16 protein-coding genes are annotated in these 19288 nt (G+C 53.7%); 8 read left to right on the top strand and 8 right to left on the bottom strand.

The genetic code is table 11. The features are described 5' to 3' along the window. Positions 1-43: 43 nt before the first annotated feature. A complete protein-coding gene (gene ytfQ, locus OGV85_RS04325) occupies positions 44-1000 on the bottom strand; it encodes a galactofuranose ABC transporter substrate-binding protein YtfQ (protein ID WP_003025728.1) in 957 nt (318 codons plus the stop codon). Between the two features lie 309 nt (positions 1001-1309). On the opposite strand from ytfQ, the gene ppa reads away from it, so the two are divergent. Continuing rightward, a complete protein-coding gene (ppa, locus tag OGV85_RS04320; RefSeq protein WP_003025726.1) occupies positions 1310-1837 on the top strand; it encodes an inorganic diphosphatase in 528 nt (175 codons plus the stop codon). 104 nt (positions 1838-1941) lie between these two features. Here the strand turns inward: ppa and OGV85_RS04315 are convergent, their stop codons facing one another. From OGV85_RS04315 to tamA, 3 genes are read right to left on the bottom strand one after another with little or no spacing between them, the layout of a single operon-like run. After that, positions 1942-2286, bottom strand: coding sequence for a gamma-glutamylcyclotransferase family protein (locus tag OGV85_RS04315; RefSeq protein WP_003025723.1), 345 nt, complete (start codon positions 2284-2286; stop codon positions 1942-1944). 2 nt (positions 2287-2288) lie between these two features. Next, on the bottom strand, positions 2289-6065 hold the full coding sequence (gene tamB / locus OGV85_RS04310) for an autotransporter assembly complex protein TamB (protein WP_061547575.1): 3777 nt from the start codon (positions 6063-6065) through the stop codon (positions 2289-2291). Further along, the gene (gene tamA / locus OGV85_RS04305; RefSeq protein ID WP_003025718.1) at positions 6062-7795 is read right to left on the bottom strand and encodes an autotransporter assembly complex protein TamA; all 1734 of its coding nucleotides are present in this window, start codon (positions 7793-7795) and stop codon (positions 6062-6064) included. The genes tamB and tamA overlap by 4 nt, the downstream gene beginning before the upstream one ends. 212 nt (positions 7796-8007) lie before the next feature. On the opposite strand from tamA, the gene msrA reads away from it, so the two are divergent. Further along, entirely contained in the window at positions 8008-8646 is a 639-nt protein-coding gene (gene msrA / locus OGV85_RS04300) for a peptide-methionine (S)-S-oxide reductase MsrA (protein ID WP_003025715.1), read from the top strand. Between the two features lie 274 nt (positions 8647-8920). Continuing rightward, entirely contained in the window at positions 8921-10261 is a 1341-nt protein-coding gene (gene paeA, locus OGV85_RS04295; protein ID WP_048219853.1) for a polyamine export protein PaeA, read from the top strand. 66 nt (positions 10262-10327) lie between these two features. Here paeA and OGV85_RS04290 read toward each other — a convergent pair whose 3' ends face one another. Beyond that, positions 10328-10534: a DUF1107 domain-containing protein gene (locus tag OGV85_RS04290; RefSeq protein WP_003025710.1), complete on the bottom strand. Its 207-nt coding sequence runs from the start codon at positions 10532-10534 to the stop codon at positions 10328-10330. Positions 10535-10862: 328 nt separating this feature from the next. Here OGV85_RS04290 and OGV85_RS04285 point away from each other — a divergent pair, with 328 nt between their 5' ends. Then, positions 10863-11420: a YtfJ family protein gene (locus OGV85_RS04285; protein ID WP_003025707.1), complete on the top strand. Its 558-nt coding sequence runs from the start codon at positions 10863-10865 to the stop codon at positions 11418-11420. Here OGV85_RS04285 and cysQ read toward each other — a convergent pair. Further along, positions 11410-12150: a 3'(2'),5'-bisphosphate nucleotidase CysQ gene (gene cysQ / locus OGV85_RS04280; protein ID WP_003025705.1), complete on the bottom strand. Its 741-nt coding sequence runs from the start codon at positions 12148-12150 to the stop codon at positions 11410-11412. The genes OGV85_RS04285 and cysQ overlap by 11 nt on opposite strands. A gap of 188 nt (positions 12151-12338) precedes the next feature. On the opposite strand from cysQ, the gene cpdB reads away from it, so the two are divergent. Further along, on the top strand, positions 12339-14282 hold the full coding sequence (gene cpdB, locus OGV85_RS04275; RefSeq protein ID WP_100245745.1) for a 2',3'-cyclic-nucleotide 2'-phosphodiesterase: 1944 nt from the start codon (positions 12339-12341) through the stop codon (positions 14280-14282). Between the two features lie 97 nt (positions 14283-14379). On the opposite strand, the gene OGV85_RS04270 is transcribed toward cpdB, so the two are convergent. Then, entirely contained in the window at positions 14380-14760 is a 381-nt protein-coding gene (locus OGV85_RS04270) for a winged helix-turn-helix transcriptional regulator (protein WP_003839526.1), read from the bottom strand. A gap of 90 nt (positions 14761-14850) precedes the next feature. Here OGV85_RS04270 and OGV85_RS04265 point away from each other — a divergent pair, with 90 nt between their 5' ends. The 3 genes from OGV85_RS04265 (at position 14851) to OGV85_RS04255 (ending at position 17647) form a co-directional block, all read left to right on the top strand. After that, positions 14851-15699 (top strand): SDR family oxidoreductase, encoded by an 849-nt coding sequence (locus OGV85_RS04265; RefSeq protein ID WP_057063032.1) that lies wholly within the window; start codon positions 14851-14853, stop codon positions 15697-15699. 81 nt (positions 15700-15780) lie between these two features. Continuing rightward, positions 15781-16605, top strand: a complete 825-nt coding sequence (locus OGV85_RS04260) for an AraC family transcriptional regulator (protein ID WP_003025695.1) — start codon at positions 15781-15783, stop codon at positions 16603-16605. Positions 16606-16681: 76 nt separating this feature from the next. Beyond that, positions 16682-17647 carry a DMT family transporter gene (locus OGV85_RS04255; RefSeq protein ID WP_057063031.1) on the top strand — a complete coding sequence of 322 codons (966 nt, stop codon included), beginning with the start codon at positions 16682-16684 and terminating at the stop codon, positions 17645-17647. Between the two features lie 63 nt (positions 17648-17710). Here the strand turns inward: OGV85_RS04255 and OGV85_RS04250 are convergent, their stop codons facing one another. After that, positions 17711-19264 carry a methyl-accepting chemotaxis protein gene (locus OGV85_RS04250; RefSeq protein WP_061547576.1) on the bottom strand — a complete coding sequence of 518 codons (1554 nt, stop codon included), beginning with the start codon at positions 19262-19264 and terminating at the stop codon, positions 17711-17713. Positions 19265-19288 lie beyond the last annotated feature (24 nt).

Here is a 19288-nt window from a genome sequence, read left to right as displayed (position 1 = left end):
TGTAGGCCGGGCAAGCGCAGCCCCCCGGCATTTTCATGAAGGCTTAGTAGCCCATGTTTTTCTTCTTCTCTAACTCTTCTTTCGCCGTATCCGGCAGATAAAGGATCGACTTGGTAATGGTCAGCTTCTCAGGCATCGTGCCGTCTTTTTTGAATTTCTCCAGCGCGTCGAATGCCGGACCGGCCATATTCGGCGTCAGTTCGACGCTGGCGTTGGCTTCACCGTCAATCATCGCTTTGTAGATATCCGGTACGCCGTCGATAGAACCGGTGAGAATATCTTTGCCGGGTTTCAGGCCCGCTTCTTTGATCGCCTGGATAGCACCGATCACCATGTCATCGTTGTGGGCGTAAACCATGCAGATGTTCTTGCCGTTGTTTTCTGCTTTGATAAAGCTCTCCATCACTTCTTTCCCTTTACTGCGGGTGAAGTCACCGGACTGAGAACGGATAATTTTGATGTTTGGCGCACTGGCGATGGCTTCAGCAAAGCCTTTTTTACGATCGATCGCCACGCTGGCCCCGACGGTCCCTTGCAGCTCAACGACGTTACACGGCTTGCCGTCCACTTGTTTAATCAGCCAGTCGCCGATCAATTTGCCTTCCAGCACGTTGTCGGCGGTGACAGTGGTCATATAGAGAGATTTGTCTTTTACATCGATGGAACGATCAAGCAAAAAGACCGGAATGTCGGCATCTTTCGCTTCTTTTAAAACCGGCTCCCAACCTGTTGCCACGACCGGCGCAATAAAGATGGCGTCGACGCCCTGCGCAACAAATGAGCGAACTGCTTTAATCTGGTTTTCCTGCTTTTGTTGGCCATCAGCGATTTTCAGCGTAATTCCCCGCTTTTCGGCCTCGCTTTTCGCGACGTTGGTTTCTGCTGCGCGCCAGCCGGATTCAGAGCCAACCTGCGAAAATCCTACGGTTAAAGGGGCTGCCATTGCCATAGACGACATGGCTGCCGAAACTGCTGTGACTAAAAGTAAGCGCTTCCACATAAGTGCGTCCTCGTAGGGTGATTATTGTTGGTTAATTAACCGTTGCGAAAAAACTATAGACAATTGAGCATGTAACGGATTGCGTTACATCACACTTCAAAAAAGTAAATAAAACGTTAATCACAACTTTGTAATCGCTTTCATCTCGCTATGAAAAATGCGGCTGAAGATATGGACTTTTCTGTCACGAGAGAGAGGTGAAAAGAAGAAAATGCACGCAGAGAAAGCGAAAACAAGCGGAGACATTCCGCGCGAGTTGGCTATAATACCCGCCACTTGTTTGCCATAGCTTATTTAAAGGAAACAGACATGAGCTTACTCAACGTCCCTGCCGGTAAAGACCTGCCGGAAGATATCTACGTTGTTATCGAGATCCCTGCTAACGCAGATCCGATCAAATACGAAGTTGACAAAGAGAGCGGCGCCCTGTTCGTTGACCGCTTCATGTCCACCGCGATGTTCTATCCGTGCAACTACGGTTACATCAACCACACCCTGTCTCTGGATGGTGACCCGGTAGACGTTCTGGTCCCGACTCCGTACCCGCTGGAGCCAGGTTCAGTGATCCGTTGCCGTCCGGTTGGCGTACTGAAAATGACCGACGAATCCGGTGAAGATGCGAAACTGGTTGCGGTACCGCACACCAAGCTGAGCAAAGAATACGATCACATCAAAGATGTGACCGACCTGCCGGAACTGCTGAAAGCGCAGATCACCCATTTCTTCGAACACTACAAAGATCTCGAAGCTGGCAAATGGGTAAAAGTTGACGGTTGGGACAACGCTGAAGCCGCTAAAGCTGAAATCGTTGCTTCCTTCGAGCGCGCGAAGAAGTAAGTTTTACTTTTGATGCTTAGCCCCGCATGTCGGGGCTTTTTTGTGCCCTGATACAAGTGCAACAGGCACATAAAACAACGCCACCCGAAGGTGGCGTGTTCACATCAGTACTGGTCTCTGTCTAACCAGTTACCGCTTTCAATCAGCGTTAAGCCATCAACCGGACGTTGGTACACGTACATCCATGCACTTCCGTACGGCGTTTGAATTAACTGGCGTGCGTATTCACCGCCGCGGGTACGCAGAGCGTCAAGCTCTGCCAGCGTGGCGTTATCAATACGATAAACTTCCCCGTGTACTGTTCCATTTCCCGGAACGGCGCCTGGATAGTGGCCCAGGCTGTACAACTGGTAGTTATCGATACTGAAATTTCCCAGCAACAGGGCATTGGTCATCCAGTGGCTGTTGCCTTGTTTGGTTCGTAAACTGCCGTAGACAAATATTCGCATTGCTAAAACTCGAACTGATAGAGCAAATCAAGTGCCTGATCTACGCCAGACACTGCTTCCAGATATAGCTTAGGCATCAGACGATAACGTAGCGTGAGTGTCGCTAAGGAGTCAAATATACCCACACCATATTTCACCTGCAGACCTGGCAGTACGTATCCGCTGACAACCACCTGAGATGAGTCGCCCACCCCTTGCGTGTCCAGTGCCAGATTGCTTACGCCAAATGTCTCCCCGATTTTACCCACAACCTGACCACTTTGTGCAACCCCCAGACCAATAAGCATTGAGGTCATCGCTGCGCTATCGCTCTGCTCGCTATCCAGCCCTTGTCCGCGTAGCAGGTAGGAAAGCGCCATTTGCTGCGACATTGCCGGGTCAGAGAAGATCTCCGCCTTCGGTTCATCGGCGGTACCAGTGACGCGAACGCCAGCGATCACGTCGTCTTCGGTGGCATCCGGGTTACGAATCGCTTCGATGTTGAGCAACGGCTGATCCGGCGGACCGGAGAACAACAGCTCGCCCTTACGCACAATCAGATCCTGACCATAGGCATGGAAGCGACCGCTCGGAATATTAATTTGTCCGTTCAGCCCCAGCCCCTGCTTATCCTGCACCACTTTCAGATCGCCCGTCAGACGCGCTTTCAGACCAAAGGCGTCAAGACGCACGTTGTTACCGACGTGGATATTCAGGTTGCTGTTGATCGGAATGCCGGCGGTCTGCGGTTTCTCGGGCTGCAGATTGTTGTTAAGCATGACCATGTCGCTGGAAACCCCAACCGCGCTTTCCGGCAGGTCATGTACCACGATACGCGCCCACGGCACATCCACGTTGCCATCGAGGGTGAACAGGCTTGGCGTGGCTTCAAAGACCACGTCCGGCGAGACATCCAGGCGAACCATCGGCGGCACGGTAATACGTACCCTGCTGCCTTTAGCCGCGACCCGCGCCCGCCAGTTGTCTATCTGACTCCAGTCGGCATCGCCGCTCAGGTTAATTTCTCCCTGCTGCGTACGCACCACGCCCGCCAGCGTTGAGCGTGTTCCGGTGAAGTTAACGGCTAACTGGCTTGGCTGCATGTCAAACGGCATAAAGTTACCGTCTATATCCAGACCGCTCAGTTGCAGCTGTCCGAGCAACTGCGGGCTTTGCACATCGCCGCCCAGCCGCAGGTTGGCGTTGATCATCCCTGCCGCTTTTTCACCGCGCGAGAAGATGGGGTTCACCATCGCCAGATTGAAGTTGCGAATATTGACGTTACCGCCCAGATTACGGCGCCCTTGCGGGTCTGTTACCTGCACCTGTCCGTCAAACTGTCCGTTGTTGGTCAGACGAATCAGCCAGCCCAGCTCGGCACGGTTATTGTGCAGGTCGGCGGTCAGATTCAACGTTTCAAACGCCACGGGGAGCGGCGCATCATTCACGCTTTGCGTGACCTTCACGTTACGTCCGCTCAGGGTGACCTGCCCCTGTGGCAGCCCCTCTTTGGTGGTGTCCCAACTCACATCGGCTTTACCGGTGAACACGCCGCTGGCCTGGGTTGTCTCCGGCATAAACGGTTTTAGCATCGCCAGGTCGAAGCGGTTTAGATTCACCACCGCGCGCCCTTCCGCACCCGCATCAATCGTCTGTGGTACGCACAGCTCCGCATTCGGGTTGTTCCAGCAGTGCGGTCCGATACTAATTTTTTGTTCCTGATTACGGTAATCCAGCGCGATAGCCCGGTTGAGCGACCACGGACCAACCGGCGTCTGGAAGCGGGTATTGCTTAACTCTCCTTTCCAGCGCTGTTCTTTGCGATCAAAGCTCCCGGCAAGATCCAGTTGCCCGGAAACCGGTTCACCCTGAATGCGCAACTGCAGCTCGTGCTGCTTTTCACTGCCTTTGGCGTTGAGCGTCACCAGGCCAATATTCACGTCAGGTTGTACAATCCGCTCTACGCGAACATTAAGATTACCGGCAATTTGCTCGGCCGATTTCACATCCCCTTCAACACGTACCTGAGCAACGGAAAGTTCCTGCCAGCGCAGACCACGGGCGGTAATATCCGCCAGCAGCTGTGGTGCTTCAACCGTACCGCGAACTTTTACCAGCCCTTTCGCCGTACCGCCCAGCCCCGGCAGCGCGTTATCCAGGCTTGGGGCATCAATCGTCGCGTCGAGGTTGAGGTCTTTAACCCCCAGTTCACCTTTTACGTCCGCACTGTTGCGTCCCAGTTCCAGATGCAGGCCCGGGATCGTCCACTGCAGGTAGCTGTTCCCTTTCAGCGAACCGTTCACATTGACCTTGTTCTGCTTCACGTTGCCGGTCAGCTTCAGCTCGGGAACCTCCATCTGCCAGCTTCCGCCGTACAGACTGCCGCGCGTTTTCACCAGGCCATTCAGTTTTGACGGCCAGTCCGGGATCGCTTTTGCGGTGTTGATGCCATCCAGCGTTAGCTCCCCGCGCCAGCTGATCGCCTGCTGCCAGTCCACCAGCGCTTTCAGCTCGGTTTTCCCTTCCAGTGCCGCAACGCTGAGTTTGTCGAGATTGATCTGCTGTTCGTTGCCTTTGGCGTCCAGCGTGATGGTAGCCGGTGGAATATCCTGACCTTTCACGGCGGTACGCATCGACAGCGTATAGTCGGTCATCTTACCGGTCAGTTTGAGTTTGATGTCATCGGCCTGGAACTGTTTCTCACCGGTAAACGGCCAGTAAACCTGCTTACTCACCACCTCAATGTTGAGCGGTAATCCGGCTTCAGCCAGACGCGTCTGTGCACGCAGGTCCATATCCACCGGACCAGACAGATTGACGCCGACTTCCAGCTGCTCGCGCAGCGCGCCGCCGACCTTCAGCTTCACCTTTTCGCCTTTTAACGGGTCAATGTTTAGCGTACTGTTTAACGTAATATCAACCGGCCACGTGTTGGTCAGTTGCGCTGTGCCGCTGGCTTTTACCGTTCCCTGATTCGAGTCGATGTCCAGCGCGTCGAGCTTCATGTTGCCGTCAATGCTGCTCACTTTTAGCAGCATGCTATGGACCGTTAAATCCGTATCTCCGGTCACGCGCAGTTGCTCGCCGCGAAACTCTTCAATATTGAGATTGAGCGGCAGATGGACATCGGTCATTTCCGGCAGCACCGGCTGTGAGAACAGATCTTTTAGCGTTTCGCCGAGCGGCTTTTCATCCGGCTGCGGGTTTTGAATCTTCGGTTCGACAACCTCTTCCTGCGCCACTTCGGCCACTTTGGGCAGAGCAATCAGTAGCCCCTGTAATGACGTTGGCTTCAACGTCAGCGTTTTTTCCTGCCAGTTCAGGCCGGAGGTAAAATCCAGCACCGAAACCGTGGTGTCATCGATTTTGATATTGATGTTGTTCAGCGCCACGCGCGAAAGCGTGATGGGGTAAGGCGTGGAAAGATTAAGCGGACCGCTCTCTTCTTCCTCAACCGGCGCGGATGGCGGCATCTTTTTGCTGTCGATCGCCACATTGATATTTTTCAGCGACAGATCGTTGACGCACAGACTGCTGTTCCACAGGCAGTTAAGCCCCACGGCCAGGTGTACTTCGCCAGCATTCACCGCCACGCCAGGCTGGTCATAACGAATATTTTTCAGTGATAAATCCCGCCAGCCACCGGTGACCTGACCAATCTCCAGCCCCGGAACCCAACGATTAGCGGCTTTGAAGATCAGATGCAGGCCCGAGGTGGTACCGACGAGGAACGCCACCGTGCCTAACAACAGCAGGATAAAAATCAGCACGCCGAGGCTTATCTTCTTCCATAAACTCATAATTCAGGCCCCAGACCGATGTAAAACTGTAAACCATGTTCATCTTTGTCGCCGACCGGGACGGCAAAGTCGAGCTTGATAGGCCCCACTGGTGATTGCCAGCGTACGCCGACCCCGGCACCGGTTTTGAAATCGCTTCGGCGAATATCGCTGACCGCTTCACCGCTATCGACAAACATCGCGCCCCACCATTTACCGGTCACGTTGTATTGGTATTCCAGCGAGCCAGTTGCCAGCTTGGAGGCCCCTTTCAGCTTGCCGTCGCTACCTTCCGGCGAAATAGATTTGTATTTATAGCCGCGAATACTGCGATCGCCCCCGGCGAAGAAACGCAGGTCCGGCGGTACTTTGTCGAAGTCTCCGGTCTCAATCCAGCCGAGGTTGCCGCGCATCACAAAGCGATGGCGATCGTACAGCGTACGGATCCAGACGTTTTGCGCCTGGAAAACGGAGAAATCAACATCTGACCCCCAGGCGGTGTTGGAGTAATCAATAGAATAACGCTGAGAGTCGCCCCAGACAGGCATCAAGCCGCCGCGTGAACGCGTCCGGCTGATCATCACGCCCGGATAGAGCAGCATAGTGGTGTTGGTGACGTTACCCTGGGTAAAGTGGTCGAGGCTCCAGCGCAGGTTAATCGCGCGCTGCCAGCCGCTGGAGAGGTCCCAGTAGCGGGAAACCGCAAGCGTCGTGGAGTCCTGCTCGGTGTCGTTTAAATCGGTTCGCTTAAAGCCGCCCTGTACCAGGTAATACTGTTCCAGCGGGTTCTTTAACAGCGGCATTTTATAGCTGAAATCAAGCACCTGCTCTGGTGCCGAGATACTGGCGCTGGTCGTCAGGCTGTGGCCGTAGGAGTTCATCCACGGCTTTTTCCACGAGGTCTTCACCCGTGGTCCAACATCAGTTGAATAACCGACCCCGGTTTCGATGGTGTTTTCGGTGCGCGGTGAGACCACGCCTTTCAGCGGCAGCACTTTGGTTTTGCGGGCTTTATCAAACTCCGGCGCGACGACCACGGAGTTAAACCATCCGGTCGCCGACAGACGACGGTTCAGTTCGCCCAGATCTTTCGACTCGTACTCTTCACCTTCTTTAAAGGGCACCAGATTTTGCAGATACTCATCGCGAATTTGCGAGCCTTCAAAGGTGACATGCCCAAAGCGATAGCGTTCGCCGCTGTTGTAATCGATATCCCAGAACGCCTGGCGGCGCTCAAGCGCTATTCCAAGCTGGCTTTTATTAAATTCACTGTCGAAATAACCTTTGCGCAGCGCCACGCTGGTGAGTGACTTTTTGAAGTTGTCATAGTCCCCCTGATTCAGCACGGTGCCGATTGCCGGGCGCGTTTTCAACAGATCCAGATAATCCTTATCCGTACGCGCGCCACCACGCAAAATCACCTCGGTGCCACCAATCAGCACCGGCTCGCCGGGGGTCACTTTGGCGATCAGCACCTGGCGGCCTTTCGCCGGCGGTGGACGTAGTTCAAAATCAATAGTCGGCTCAAAGTAGCCCAGCGCTTTTAGCCCTTCGCGGATGGCATCATCAACGCGCGCACGAAAGCGTCGGTCTGGAGTGACTTCATCACTTTGAATCGTGGACAGCTGCGCACGGACGTTTTTCTCCAGCGGTCCTGATAATCCTTCGACCTGTAAGCGAACATTCGCGGCGGCGGCGGAGCCACTTAAGCACAGTAATCCCACCCAACATAACTGACGGATATGTGGCACATTTTCTCCTGAATATCCTTTTTTCCCACCCCTGGAAAAAAATACTATGCCGTTCCTCGGCTTAACAAAAAATCAACAATAAGAGTTGAAAAACAGACGACAACCCAAATATTTCTTATGTTTAACTCTAGACGTATTCACGCCGTTTATTGTGGGCAAAGACGCGTCTCGTTACAACCTTAACCCAAATGACTGATTTCGGGAGAACGGCCATGAGTTTATTTGATAGAAAGCATCTTGTTACTCAAGCAGATGCGCTACCTGGACGCAACACCCCGATGCCAGTGGCAACGCTGCATGCGGTTAACCAACATTCGATGACCAACGTGCCCGACGGTATGGAGACCGCTTATTTCGCCATGGGATGTTTCTGGGGCGTTGAGCGTTTATTCTGGTCATTACCCGGTGTATACAGCACGGCAGCCGGATACACCGGCGGCTACACCCCAAACCCAACCTATCGGGAAGTGTGTTCTGGCGACACCGGGCATGCCGAAGCGGTACGCATCGTCTATGACCCGCATGTTATCAGCTACGAACAACTGCTGCAGGTGTTCTGGGAAAATCACGATCCGGCGCAGGGCATGCGTCAGGGGAACGACCAGGGTACGCAGTATCGCTCCGCCATTTACCCGTTAACGCCGGAACAAACCGCTGCCGCACAGGCCAGCCTTGAGCGTTTTCAGGCAGCTATGACCGCCGCAGGCGACGAGCGCACCATTACCACGGAAATCACTACGGCAACGCCTTTCTACTATGCCGAGGACGATCACCAGCAATATCTGCATAAAAATCCTTATGGATATTGTGGCATTGGCGGGATTGGCGTTTGCCTGCCGCCACAAGGATAATCGCCGCCCTCTGGCGGCTTTACAGTACCTTACGCTATACTAGCTTCTGAAATTACCGGTCCACTCCCTTCGGACCGGTTTTCATTGAATATTCCATTGGATTTATACTCTATGGATTTCGAGTTGCAGGCAGGCGGCAAACTCGTGAATCCCCAGGAGCATAGATAACTATGTGACTGGGGTGAATGAGTGCAGCTAACGCACCTGCAGCTTGAAAGACGACGAGTATCAACTTCTCCCTTCCGAGGATCTGACCTGAACGGTCGGATAAGATATGTTAAACAGTATTTTAGTCATTCTCTGCCTGATCGCCGTGAGTGCGTTTTTCTCGATATCTGAGATCTCGCTTGCTGCATCACGCAAAATAAAACTTAAACTGCTTGCCGATGAAGGCAACGTAAACGCACAACGTGTTTTGAAGATGCAGGAAAACCCCGGCATGTTTTTTACCGTCGTGCAAATTGGCCTTAACGCGGTCGCCATTCTCGGCGGTATCGTCGGTGATGCGGCATTCTCCCCGGCTTTTCACAGCCTGTTCTCAAAATACTTCGCTCCAGAGCTGTCCGAACAGTTAAGCTTTATTCTGTCATTCTCGCTGGTTACTGGCCTGTTCATCCTGTTCGCGGATTTAACCCCGAAACGCATCGGTATGATTGCGCCAGAAGCTGTGGCTTTGCGTATCATCAACCCGATGCGCTTCTGCCTGCTGGTCTTCCGCCCGCTGGTGTGGTTCTTTAACGGTCTGGCAAACAACATTTTCCGTCTGTTTAAGATCCCAATGGTGCGAAAAGATGACATCACCTCAGACGACATTTACGCCGTGGTCGAAGCCGGTGCGCTGGCAGGTGTTCTGCGCAAACAGGAGCATGAGCTGATTGAAAATGTGTTCGAACTGGAATCGCGTACCGTCCCGTCTTCAATGACCTCGCGCGAGAATATTATCTGGTTCGATCTCCATGAAGATGAGCAAAGCCTGAAGAACAAGGTGGCGGAACATCCGCACTCCAAATTCCTGGTGTGTAACGAAGATATCGACCACATCATTGGTTATGTCGATTCAAAGGATCTCCTCAACCGCGTACTGGCGAACCAAAGCATGGCGCTGAACAGCGGCGTACAGATCCGCAATACGCTGATCGTCCCGGACACGCTGACGCTCTCTGAAGCACTGGAAAGCTTCAAAACCGCAGGCGAAGACTTTGCCGTCATCATGAACGAGTACGCGCTGGTGGTAGGGATTATCACGCTCAACGACGTGATGACCACGCTGATGGGTGATTTAGTTGGCCAGGGTCTGGAAGAGCAGATTGTGGCGCGTGATGAGAACTCATGGTTGGTTGATGGCGGTACGCCGATTGATGACGTTATGCGCGTGCTGGATATCGACGAGTTCCCGCAGTCCGGCAACTATGAAACCATCGGCGGCTTTATGATGTTCATGCTGCGTAAAATCCCGAAACGCACCGACTCGGTGAAGTATTCTGGCTACAAATTTGAAGTGGTGGATATCGATAACTACAAGATCGATCAGCTGCTGGTGACGCGTCTGGACAGCAAACCTACAGTTCTGGTACCAAAACTGCCAGATGCAAAAGAAGAGGCAAAGGCGTCGTAACGCCTTACAGAAACATCAACGGCTCCTGTCCAGGAGCCGTTTTTTTAACTACTGCATAGCACTTGATCAAGCCATCTCAGTTTGCAGACGCAAGACCTGACGGTTAACTTCGGACATCACGGAAAAATGCAGCTTGTCCTTCACTTTTGGGATAAGAATCTTACCCTTATCAAATTCAAAAGCGCCTACATCCTTGATATATAACCGTCCACGAAACAGGATCTTCACGTACTTCGCCACCTGCAGCGGGTTGTATCGTTGGAAAATTTTCATTGTTGTCTCCTGCTGAGCATTACGCCTTTGCGGTACCACAATCGGTCCGACAATCCTCAGGCGCAAATTTTAATGCCCTATGACTATAGACTATCTCGTTGATGTTTCCAGCGTGTATAAGTTTATTTACCTTCAGGTTACAATTATTCAGAATTATCTTTTCAACGCTTCGCTGTCTTCAGTATAAGCCTTCATTTTTCGCAGGATTTGTGCGCCCGTCCGCAAACTGGCATCGCGCTTGCGGGAAAAAGCATCAATCGCACATATGATTAAATTCCAGACCCAAGTGGTCGGATCACCTGCAAAATAAAAGAAAGAAGGAAAACCTATGACCTTACGAAAACTGCTGGCGCTGTCGTTTCTGCTGCTGCCGATGATTGCCTCCGCACATAAGTTTGAGACTGACCAACGCGTACCACCGGTGGGGATCGCCGATCGCGGCGAACTGATTCTCGATAACGATAAGTTTAGCTACAAAAGCTGGAATAGCGCGCAATTGCCTGGGAAAGTGCGAATTGTGCAACACATTGCCGGACGCACCTCCGCCAAAGAGAAAAATGCGACACTGATCGAGGCAATCAAAGCCGCCAACCTGCCGCACGACAAATATCAGACCACCACTATCGTCAACACAGATGACGCCATCCCCGGCTCCGGTATGTTTGTGCGCAGCAGTCTGGAGAGCAATAAGAAGCTCTACCCGTGGTCGCAATTCATTGTCGACAGCAATGGCATTGCGCGTAAAGCCTGGCAACTGGATGAAGAGAGCTCCGCTATCGTCGTACTCGATAAGGACGGACGCGTGCAGTGGGCAAAAGATGGCGCATTAACGCAGGAAGAGGTGCAGCAGGTAATTGCCCTGCTGCACAAATTGCTCAGTAAATAGAAACGCGGAAGCCGGGGTTGAGGAACGATTCACGTGGGGTGTAATCCAGAGGTTTCCCCTGCCAGTCGTGAACGTGCGCCCCGGCTGCGGCGGCAACAGCGTGGCCCGCGGCGGTGTCCCATACGTTAGTGGGCCCAAAACGCGGATACAGCTGTGCGTGCCCTTCCGCCACCAGGCAGAACTTCAACGATGAGCCAATCGACGTGGTCTGGTGCTCGCCCAACTGTTGCAGATACTCTTTTAACTCATTATCGGCATGCGAGCGGCTAATGACCACCAGCGGCGGACGCGCGTCACGAACCTGAATTTGTTTACGTACGCCGCACTCTTCTTTCCACGCTTTACCTTCTGCTGCGCTGTACATCACTTTCATTACCGGCGCGTAAACCACGCCCAGAACCGGCTTTCCCTTTTCGATCAGCGCAATATTGACCGTAAATTCACCGTTACGCTTAATGAACTCTTTGGTCCCGTCCAGCGGGTCCACCAGCCAGTAGCGCTGCCAGTGCTGGCGGACATCCCAGCCAGGAGGCGCTTCTTCAGACAGGACGGGAATATCCGGCGTCAGCGCCAGTAATCCCTCGAGGATAACCTTGTGCGCGGCGATATCCGCCGCCGTGACCGGAGAATCATCCTGCTTGCTGGTAATCTCCATCGGTTTGATTCCATCGTAGACCTGCATAATGGCATCGCCCGCGTTCCGTGCAAGCTGGCATACATGTTCTAGCATTCTCCACCTCGTTTCTGTCAGTGGTGTTAACTCGTTGTTTTACTTATACCCGATCGTCAGGGGATCCGCCAACTGTGATAGCGTCTGCGGTTTTAAACGCTATATTCATGTCATGATTCACAGTTCTGTAAGCAAGAAGATTTATATACATTTTCTTTTGTGGCTTAGATCTTAAAAGGATGCCCCTGATGATTAAGTTTAGTGCAACGCTTCTGGCAACGCTGATTGCAGCCAGCGTCAATGCCGCGACCGTCGATCTGCGTATAATGGAAACCACTGATTTGCATAGCAATATGATGGATTTCGATTATTACAAAGACACACCGACTGAAAAATTCGGTCTGGTACGAACGGCAAGTCTTATCAACGCTGCGCGTGGAGAAGTCAAAAACAGCGTGCTGGTTGATAATGGCGATCTGATTCAGGGCAGCCCGCTCGGGGATTACATGGCGGCCAAAGGGCTGAAAGCTGGCGAAACTCACCCGGTATATAAGGCGCTGAATACCCTGGATTACGCGGTGGGTAACCTCGGCAACCATGAATTCAACTACGGCCTTGAGTATCTGCACAACGCGCTGACAGGGGCGAAGTTCCCTTACGTTAACGCCAATATCATCGACGTTAAGACCAAAAAGCCGCTGTTTACGCCTTATCTGATCAAAGACACTGAGGTTGTCGACAAAGAAGGGAACAAGCAGACGCTGAAGATTGGCTATATCGGTTTTGTGCCACCGCAGATTATGACCTGGGATAAAGCCAACCTCAGCGGTAAAGTGACGGTGAACGACATTACGGAAACTGCACGCAAATACGTTCCCGAAATGCGAGAAAAAGGTGCCGATGTCGTGGTGGTAGTTGCTCACTCCGGGCTTTCTGCCGACCCGTATCAAACCATGGCGGAAAACTCCGTTTATTACCTCAGTGAAGTCCCGGGCGTGGATGCCATTATGTTTGGTCACGCTCACGCCGTTTTCCCCGGTAAAGACTTTGCCAACATCAAAGGTGCAGATATCACAAAAGGTACGCTCAATGGCGTTCCGGCGGTGATGCCGGGTATGTGGGGCGATCATCTGGGGGTGGTGGATTTAGTGCTGAATAACAACAGCGGTAAATGGCAGGTCACCCAGGCGAAAGCCGAAGCACGTCCGATTTATGACGCGGCAGCGAAAAAATCACTGGCAGCAGAAGACAAAAAAATCGTTGAGATCCTGAAAGCCGATCACGACGCCACGCGTGAGTTTGTCAGCAAACCGATCGGTAAATCCGCCGACAATATGTACAGCTATCTGGCGCTGGTACAGGATGATCCGACCGTACAGGTGGTGAACAACGCGCAGAAAGCCTATGTGGAACACTTTATTCAGGGCGATCCGGATCTGGCAAAACTACCGGTACTTTCCGCCGCCGCGCCGTTTAAGGTCGGTGGGCGTAAGAACGATCCGGCAAGCTTTGTAGAAGTCGAAAAAGGCCAGTTAACCTTCCGTAACGCCGCTGATTTGTATCTCTATCCCAACACTCTGGTGGTGGTGAAAGCCAGCGGTAAAGAGGTGAAAGAGTGGCTGGAATGTTCCGCCGGGCAGTTCAATCAGATTGATATCCACAGCAGCAAACCACAGTCGTTGATTAACTGGGACGGCTTCCGTACCTATAATTTCGACGTGATTGATGGCGTGAATTATCAGATTGATGTTTCACAACCCGCCCGCTACGACGGGGAATGTCAGACCATTAATCCGAAAGCGGAACGTATTAAAAATCTGACCTTTAACGGCAAACCAATCGATCCGAATGCTACCTTCCTCGTCGCGACCAACAACTACCGCGCCTACGGCGGTAAGTTTGCCGGAACCGGCGACAACCACATCGCGTTTGCTTCTCCGGATGAAAACCGCTCGGTGCTGGCCGCGTGGATTGGTGCACAGACGAAGCGTGCCGGTGAAATTCATCCGGCGGCAGATAACAACTGGCGTCTGGCGCCAATTCACAGCGATACGCCACTGGATATTCGCTTTGAAACATCACCGTCTGATAAAGCCGCGGCGTTTATTAAAGAGAAAGGCCAGTATCCGCTGAAAAAAGTCGCGACCGATGACATCGGTTTCGCCATTTACCAGCTGGATTTAAGTAAGTAATTTTCGTGCCGGATGCGACGCAATAGCGTCTTATCCGGCCTACGAGTCGAAGTAATCAGTAGGCCGGATAAGGAGTTATCCGCCATCCGGCAATACTTTACGCCGCCCGCTCTTCCCGCTGCGCTAAAACCTGCGGCAAATTCAGTTCTATCCAGTCCGCCAGCGCGGCGACTTTATCGCTCACCTGCTCACCCAACTGCGTCAGGCTATACTCCACATGCGGCGGTACGACAGGATACGATACCCGGTTGATAAACCCGTCCTGCTCCAGCGCCTGCAGAGATTGCGCCAGCATCTTTTCACTGACCCCGCCCATCTTACGGCGCAAATCGCTGAAACGGTGCGTACCGTCGCGCAGCGCCACCAGAATCAATACACCCCATCGGCTGGTGACGTGTTTTAACACCTCGCGGGAGGGACACTGTTCGGCAAACAAGTTGCCATCGCGTAACTGCTGGGAGAGCGTCGAAGCTGTCATTTTCATACTAACCTTTTTGTACGTACTTACTAAAAGTAAGTTTAGGTGTTAGCGTGATTAAACACAAGACCAATACCAAGGAGTCACCCCATGATCGCGATTACCGGCGCCACCGGCCAACTGGGCCAACACGTTATTGAATCTCTGCTGAAAACCGTTCCTGCCAGCCAGATTGTGGCAATCGTGCGTAATCCCGCTAAAGCGACGGCGCTTAGTCAGCAGGGCATTACCATTCGTCAGGCGGATTACAGCGATGAAGCCGCCTTTACAACTGCCTTACAGGGTATCGACAAGCTACTGCTGATCTCCTCCAGCGAAGTGGGACAACGTGCCCCACAGCATCGCAACGTGATTAACGCAGCGAAAGCCGCTCACGTGAAATTTATCGCCTACACCAGCCTGCTGCACGCTGACACCTCCCCGCTGGGGCTGGCTGATGAGCATGTGGCAACCGAGCAGATGCTGGCTGAATCCGGTATCGCCTACGTGCTACTGCGTAACGGCTGGTACACCGAAAACTATCTCGCCAGCGCACCGGCTGCTCTGGAACATGGCGTGTTTATCGGGGCTGCAGGTGAAGGCAAAATTGCCTCAGCGACCCGCGCCGACTATGCCGCTGCCGCCGCGCGCGTCATCAGTGAAGACGGTCACGCCGGTAAAACCTATGAGCTGGCGGGCGACGCAGGCTGGACCCTGAGCCAGCTGGCTGCCGAACTGGCAAAACAGAGTGGTAAAAAAGTGGTGTATCAGAACCTGAGCGAAGCTGATTTTGCCGCCGCGCTAAAAGGTGTAGGTCTGCCTGCCGGACTGGCGGACATGCTGGCTGACTCAGACAGTGGCGCCTCCAAAGGCGGTCTGTTCGACGACAGCCATACGCTAAGCAAACTGATTGGTCGCCCGACCACCTCGCTGGCTGACAGCGTCAAAGGCATCGTGTAAGTGTTAAAAATTAGTTAATTGTGGTGGCATCCCCGCGCATCCTCTCTGATAATGACAGGATGATGCGTGGGGAGAGAAAACGTGCAAGGTGTACCTGAGCAGTTTATTGATGAGAAAGACAGCGCCCGCTTTCGCCATCTGGCGCAGGTGCCGGGCGTAGAGCTGTATCATGCGCACATCTCACGTTACGCCTTTGAGCCGCACACACATGAAGCATTCGGCATTGGCGCGATAGAAGCCGGAGCCGAACGTTTTCGTTATCGCGGCACGCAGTACGTGGCCCCCGCCCATTCCGTCGTAACCATGAATCCCGATGAGCTGCACACCGGCGAGGCCGAAACCGCCGATGGCTGGCGCTATCGGATGATTTATCTTGAGCCCGATCTTCTGGAAGAGGTCACTGGGATCCGCCACTGGTGGTTTCATGACGTAACGCGTCACGATCCGCTGCGCTCGCGCCAGATCTGCTCGCTGATCCACGGCCTGTGGAACACGGAAGATCCGCTGGCGCAAAAAGGACTATTGCTCGATCTGATCGATACGTTCCAGCCGCTGGCCCGCCATGCACCGGTACTGCCGGAGGGGGCTCATCGCTTTGAACGAGTACGCGAGTATCTGCACGATAATTATATGCATCCGGTCACGCTCGACGAGCTGGCGCGGGTTGCATCGCTGAGTCCCTGGCATTTTCAGCGCCAGTTTAAATCTCATTTCCACGTCACGCCGCACCAGATGTTGATGGCGATCCGTCTGTGGCGAGCCAAAGGTTTTCTCACTTGCGGTATGCCCGCCGCAGAGGTCGCCGCCGCAACCGGCCTCACCGACCAGTCGCATCTCACCCGCGCGTTTACCCATCGCTACGGCATTACGCCAGTGCGTTATCAGAAACAAGTCGTCCGGCGTTGATCAGCAATCTCATACAATACGGCGGCATTTTTCCTGCCTACACTCGACGTATTGTTAAGCGATGTGGATATCAAAAATGATTAGCGGTGTGTTGTATGCCCTGCTGGCCGGGCTGATGTGGGGATTAATTTTTGTGGGACCGCTGATCGTACCGGAATACCCGGCGGTATTGCAGTCGATGGGGCGCTATCTGGCGCTGGGGCTGATCGCATTGCCGATTGCCTGGCTGGGACGTATGCGCCTGCGTCAGCTCGGGCGGAAAGACTGGGTAACTGCGCTGACGCTAACAATGATGGGGAATCTGATTTATTACGTTTGCCTGGCAAGCGCTATCCAGCGCACCGGCGCACCGGTCTCCACGATGATTATTGGTACATTGCCGGTGGTGATCCCGGTCTTCGCTAACCTCCTCTACAGCCAGCGTGACGGCAAATTATCATGGTGGCGTTTGTCGCCTGCGCTGGTGTTGATTGGTATAGGCCTGCTGTGCGTGAATATCTCGGAGCTGAATCAGGGACTCCCTGACTTTAGCGGCTGGCGATATGGCTCTGGCATCGCACTGGCGCTGATTTCGGTGGTGTGTTGGGCGTGGTATGCGCTGCGTAATGCCCGCTGGCTGCGCGAGAATCCGGATAAGCACCCGATGATGTGGGCGACGGCTCAGGCTCTGGTAACGCTGCCTGTTTCTCTGCTCGGCTATATTGCCGCCTGCCTGTGGCTGAACGGGCAAACGCCGGACTTCGCTCTGCCCTTCGGTCCGCGTCCAGCCGTGTTTATCGGCCTGATGATAGCCATTGCGGTATTGTGTTCTTGGGTTGGCGCACTGTGCTGGAACGTCGCCAGCCAGAAGCTGCCGACGGTGATCCTCGGCCCGTTGATTGTCTTCGAAACGCTGGCTGGCCTGCTGTACACCTTTATACTGCGCCAGGAATTTCCACCGTTGCTGACGGTAAGCGGTATTACGCTGCTGATGGTTGGGGTAGTGATAGCCGTCAGAGCCAAGCCGCAGAAACCCAGCGTCATGGTGGTTTCACAATCATAATGTGCCGGATGGTGCTCCGCTTATCCGGCCTACTGGATAATATCTTGTAGGCCGGAGCAGACGTTAAACTTTAAACACCGCCACCGTCTGGTTCAACCGTGCGGCCTGCTCTTCGAGCGCGGCTGCGGCGGAAGCGGATTCCTCCACCAGCGAGGCGTTTTGCTGCGTGACGCGATCCATCTCAGCCACCGCCTGACCGACCTGATCGATACCCCGGCTCTGTTCATCAGAGGCCGACGCAATTTCACCCATAATATCGGTTACCTGGGTGACGGCACTGACAATTTCCGCCATCGTCTCACCCGCTTCATGCACCAGCGCCGTACCGGCATTGACCCGATTCCCTGAGTCATCAATCAGCGCCTTAATCTCTTTCGCCGCCTGAGCGCTACGCTGCGCCAGCGTACGCACCTCACCTGCGACTACAGCAAAGCCACGCCCCTGTTCGCCAGCCCGCGCCGCTTCTACCGCCGCGTTCAGCGCCAGGATGTTGGTCTGGAAAGCAATGCCGTCGATAACAGTGGTAATTTGCGCAATTTTGCTGGAACTGGTGGCGATTTCATCCATCGTACGCACCACGCCATCAACCACGGTTCCGCCTTTCTGCGCCGTCTGTGAAGCATTTTTTGCCAGGCTGGTCGCCTGACGCGCGTTATCTGCGTTCTGTCTCACGGTTGCGGTAAGTTGTTCCATGCTGGCTGCGGTCTCCTCCAGAGAGGCGGCCTGCTGTTCGGTACGTGACGAGAGATCGTTACTGCCAGCGGCAATTTCACCCGCGCCGGTATAGATGGTGTCAGCCCCGTCACGCACCACGCTGACCGTGTTCGCCAGCGCCTGCTGCATGTCGCGGACGTTGCCTGCCAGCAGCGCCATTTCATTACTGCCATCGGCGTTGATGCGGTGAGTCAAATCACCTGCGGCAATATGGCGAATATGTCCCATCACCTCGTGGAGCGGCTTGAGCAACACTCGCTGCATCGCCAGCCAACTGGCGATAATCACGGTGACGACAATCAACATCACCGCGGACAGCAGCCAGATTATCTTCTGGTAGTCACTCTCATTGTCCTGCACTCCGGCAGTGGCCAGCGCCGTTTGCGCGCTACGCCATTCCCGATAAACTTCCTGCATGGCCGTTTGCTTTTGCTCGGCGTTCTGCTTGAACATCTCTTCCAGCTTTCCTTCAGCCAGCAGCGCGTTCATTTTTGCCAGCGTCGCAGAATAGATGCCGTACTGTTCTTCCAGTCGATCGGCCAGATGCTCATCCAACCCCGGCGTTTCCGGTAGAGCGTAGTATTTATCGTAATGCTCTTTCGATTCGGCCAACAGGCGATTTGCCGTGTTCACCAGCTCCTTCAACTGACCGCCGTTAATCTCGCTAGCCATCGTTCCCTGTAAACGCAGCATGCCCCGGTTGAGCGTGACGCGAGCCTGGTTCAGGCTAATCCACGCATCGGTAAACTCGGCCACGTTCTGGCTGGAAAGTTGAGACACGTTAAAGTTCTGCTTATCGTTATTGAGTGCGCCAATAAAAACGCCCGCGGAGATGAGCTGCATTGCGCTCAGGGCGAGTAACACGGTGATAAGTAAGGTTATCACTTTGATTCGTTTGAACATCTGTAGCCTTTTTATTATGCAGGT

This window comes from Citrobacter sp. Cf132, assembly GCF_030333885.1.
GTDB classification, from domain to species: domain Bacteria; phylum Pseudomonadota; class Gammaproteobacteria; order Enterobacterales; family Enterobacteriaceae; genus Citrobacter; species Citrobacter freundii.
Note: the sequence above shows the minus strand (reverse complement) of the source record. Positions and strands in the feature narration are given on the sequence as shown.

Excerpts from the sequence above, each read along its gene's own strand:
- OGV85_RS04270 (WP_003839526.1), bottom strand. The coding sequence starts at position 14,760 with ATGACAGCTTCGACGCTCTCCCAGCAGTTACGCGATGGCAACTTGTTT.
- OGV85_RS04315 (WP_003025723.1), bottom strand. The coding sequence starts at position 2,286 with ATGCGAATATTTGTCTACGGCAGTTTACGAACCAAACAAGGCAACAGC.
- OGV85_RS04255 (WP_057063031.1), top strand. The coding sequence starts at position 16,682 with ATGATTAGCGGTGTGTTGTATGCCCTGCTGGCCGGGCTGATGTGGGGA.
- paeA (WP_048219853.1), top strand. The coding sequence starts at position 8,921 with ATGTTAAACAGTATTTTAGTCATTCTCTGCCTGATCGCCGTGAGTGCG.
- OGV85_RS04285 (WP_003025707.1), top strand. The coding sequence starts at position 10,863 with ATGACCTTACGAAAACTGCTGGCGCTGTCGTTTCTGCTGCTGCCGATG.
- cpdB (WP_100245745.1), top strand. The coding sequence starts at position 12,339 with ATGATTAAGTTTAGTGCAACGCTTCTGGCAACGCTGATTGCAGCCAGC.
- OGV85_RS04265 (WP_057063032.1), top strand. The coding sequence starts at position 14,851 with ATGATCGCGATTACCGGCGCCACCGGCCAACTGGGCCAACACGTTATT.
- ppa (WP_003025726.1), top strand. The coding sequence starts at position 1,310 with ATGAGCTTACTCAACGTCCCTGCCGGTAAAGACCTGCCGGAAGATATC.
- cysQ (WP_003025705.1), bottom strand. The coding sequence starts at position 12,150 with ATGCTAGAACATGTATGCCAGCTTGCACGGAACGCGGGCGATGCCATT.
- msrA (WP_003025715.1), top strand. The coding sequence starts at position 8,008 with ATGAGTTTATTTGATAGAAAGCATCTTGTTACTCAAGCAGATGCGCTA.
- OGV85_RS04250 (WP_061547576.1), bottom strand. The coding sequence starts at position 19,264 with ATGTTCAAACGAATCAAAGTGATAACCTTACTTATCACCGTGTTACTC.
- ytfQ (WP_003025728.1), bottom strand. The coding sequence starts at position 1,000 with ATGTGGAAGCGCTTACTTTTAGTCACAGCAGTTTCGGCAGCCATGTCG.
- OGV85_RS04290 (WP_003025710.1), bottom strand. The coding sequence starts at position 10,534 with ATGAAAATTTTCCAACGATACAACCCGCTGCAGGTGGCGAAGTACGTG.
- tamB (WP_061547575.1), bottom strand. The coding sequence starts at position 6,065 with ATGAGTTTATGGAAGAAGATAAGCCTCGGCGTGCTGATTTTTATCCTG.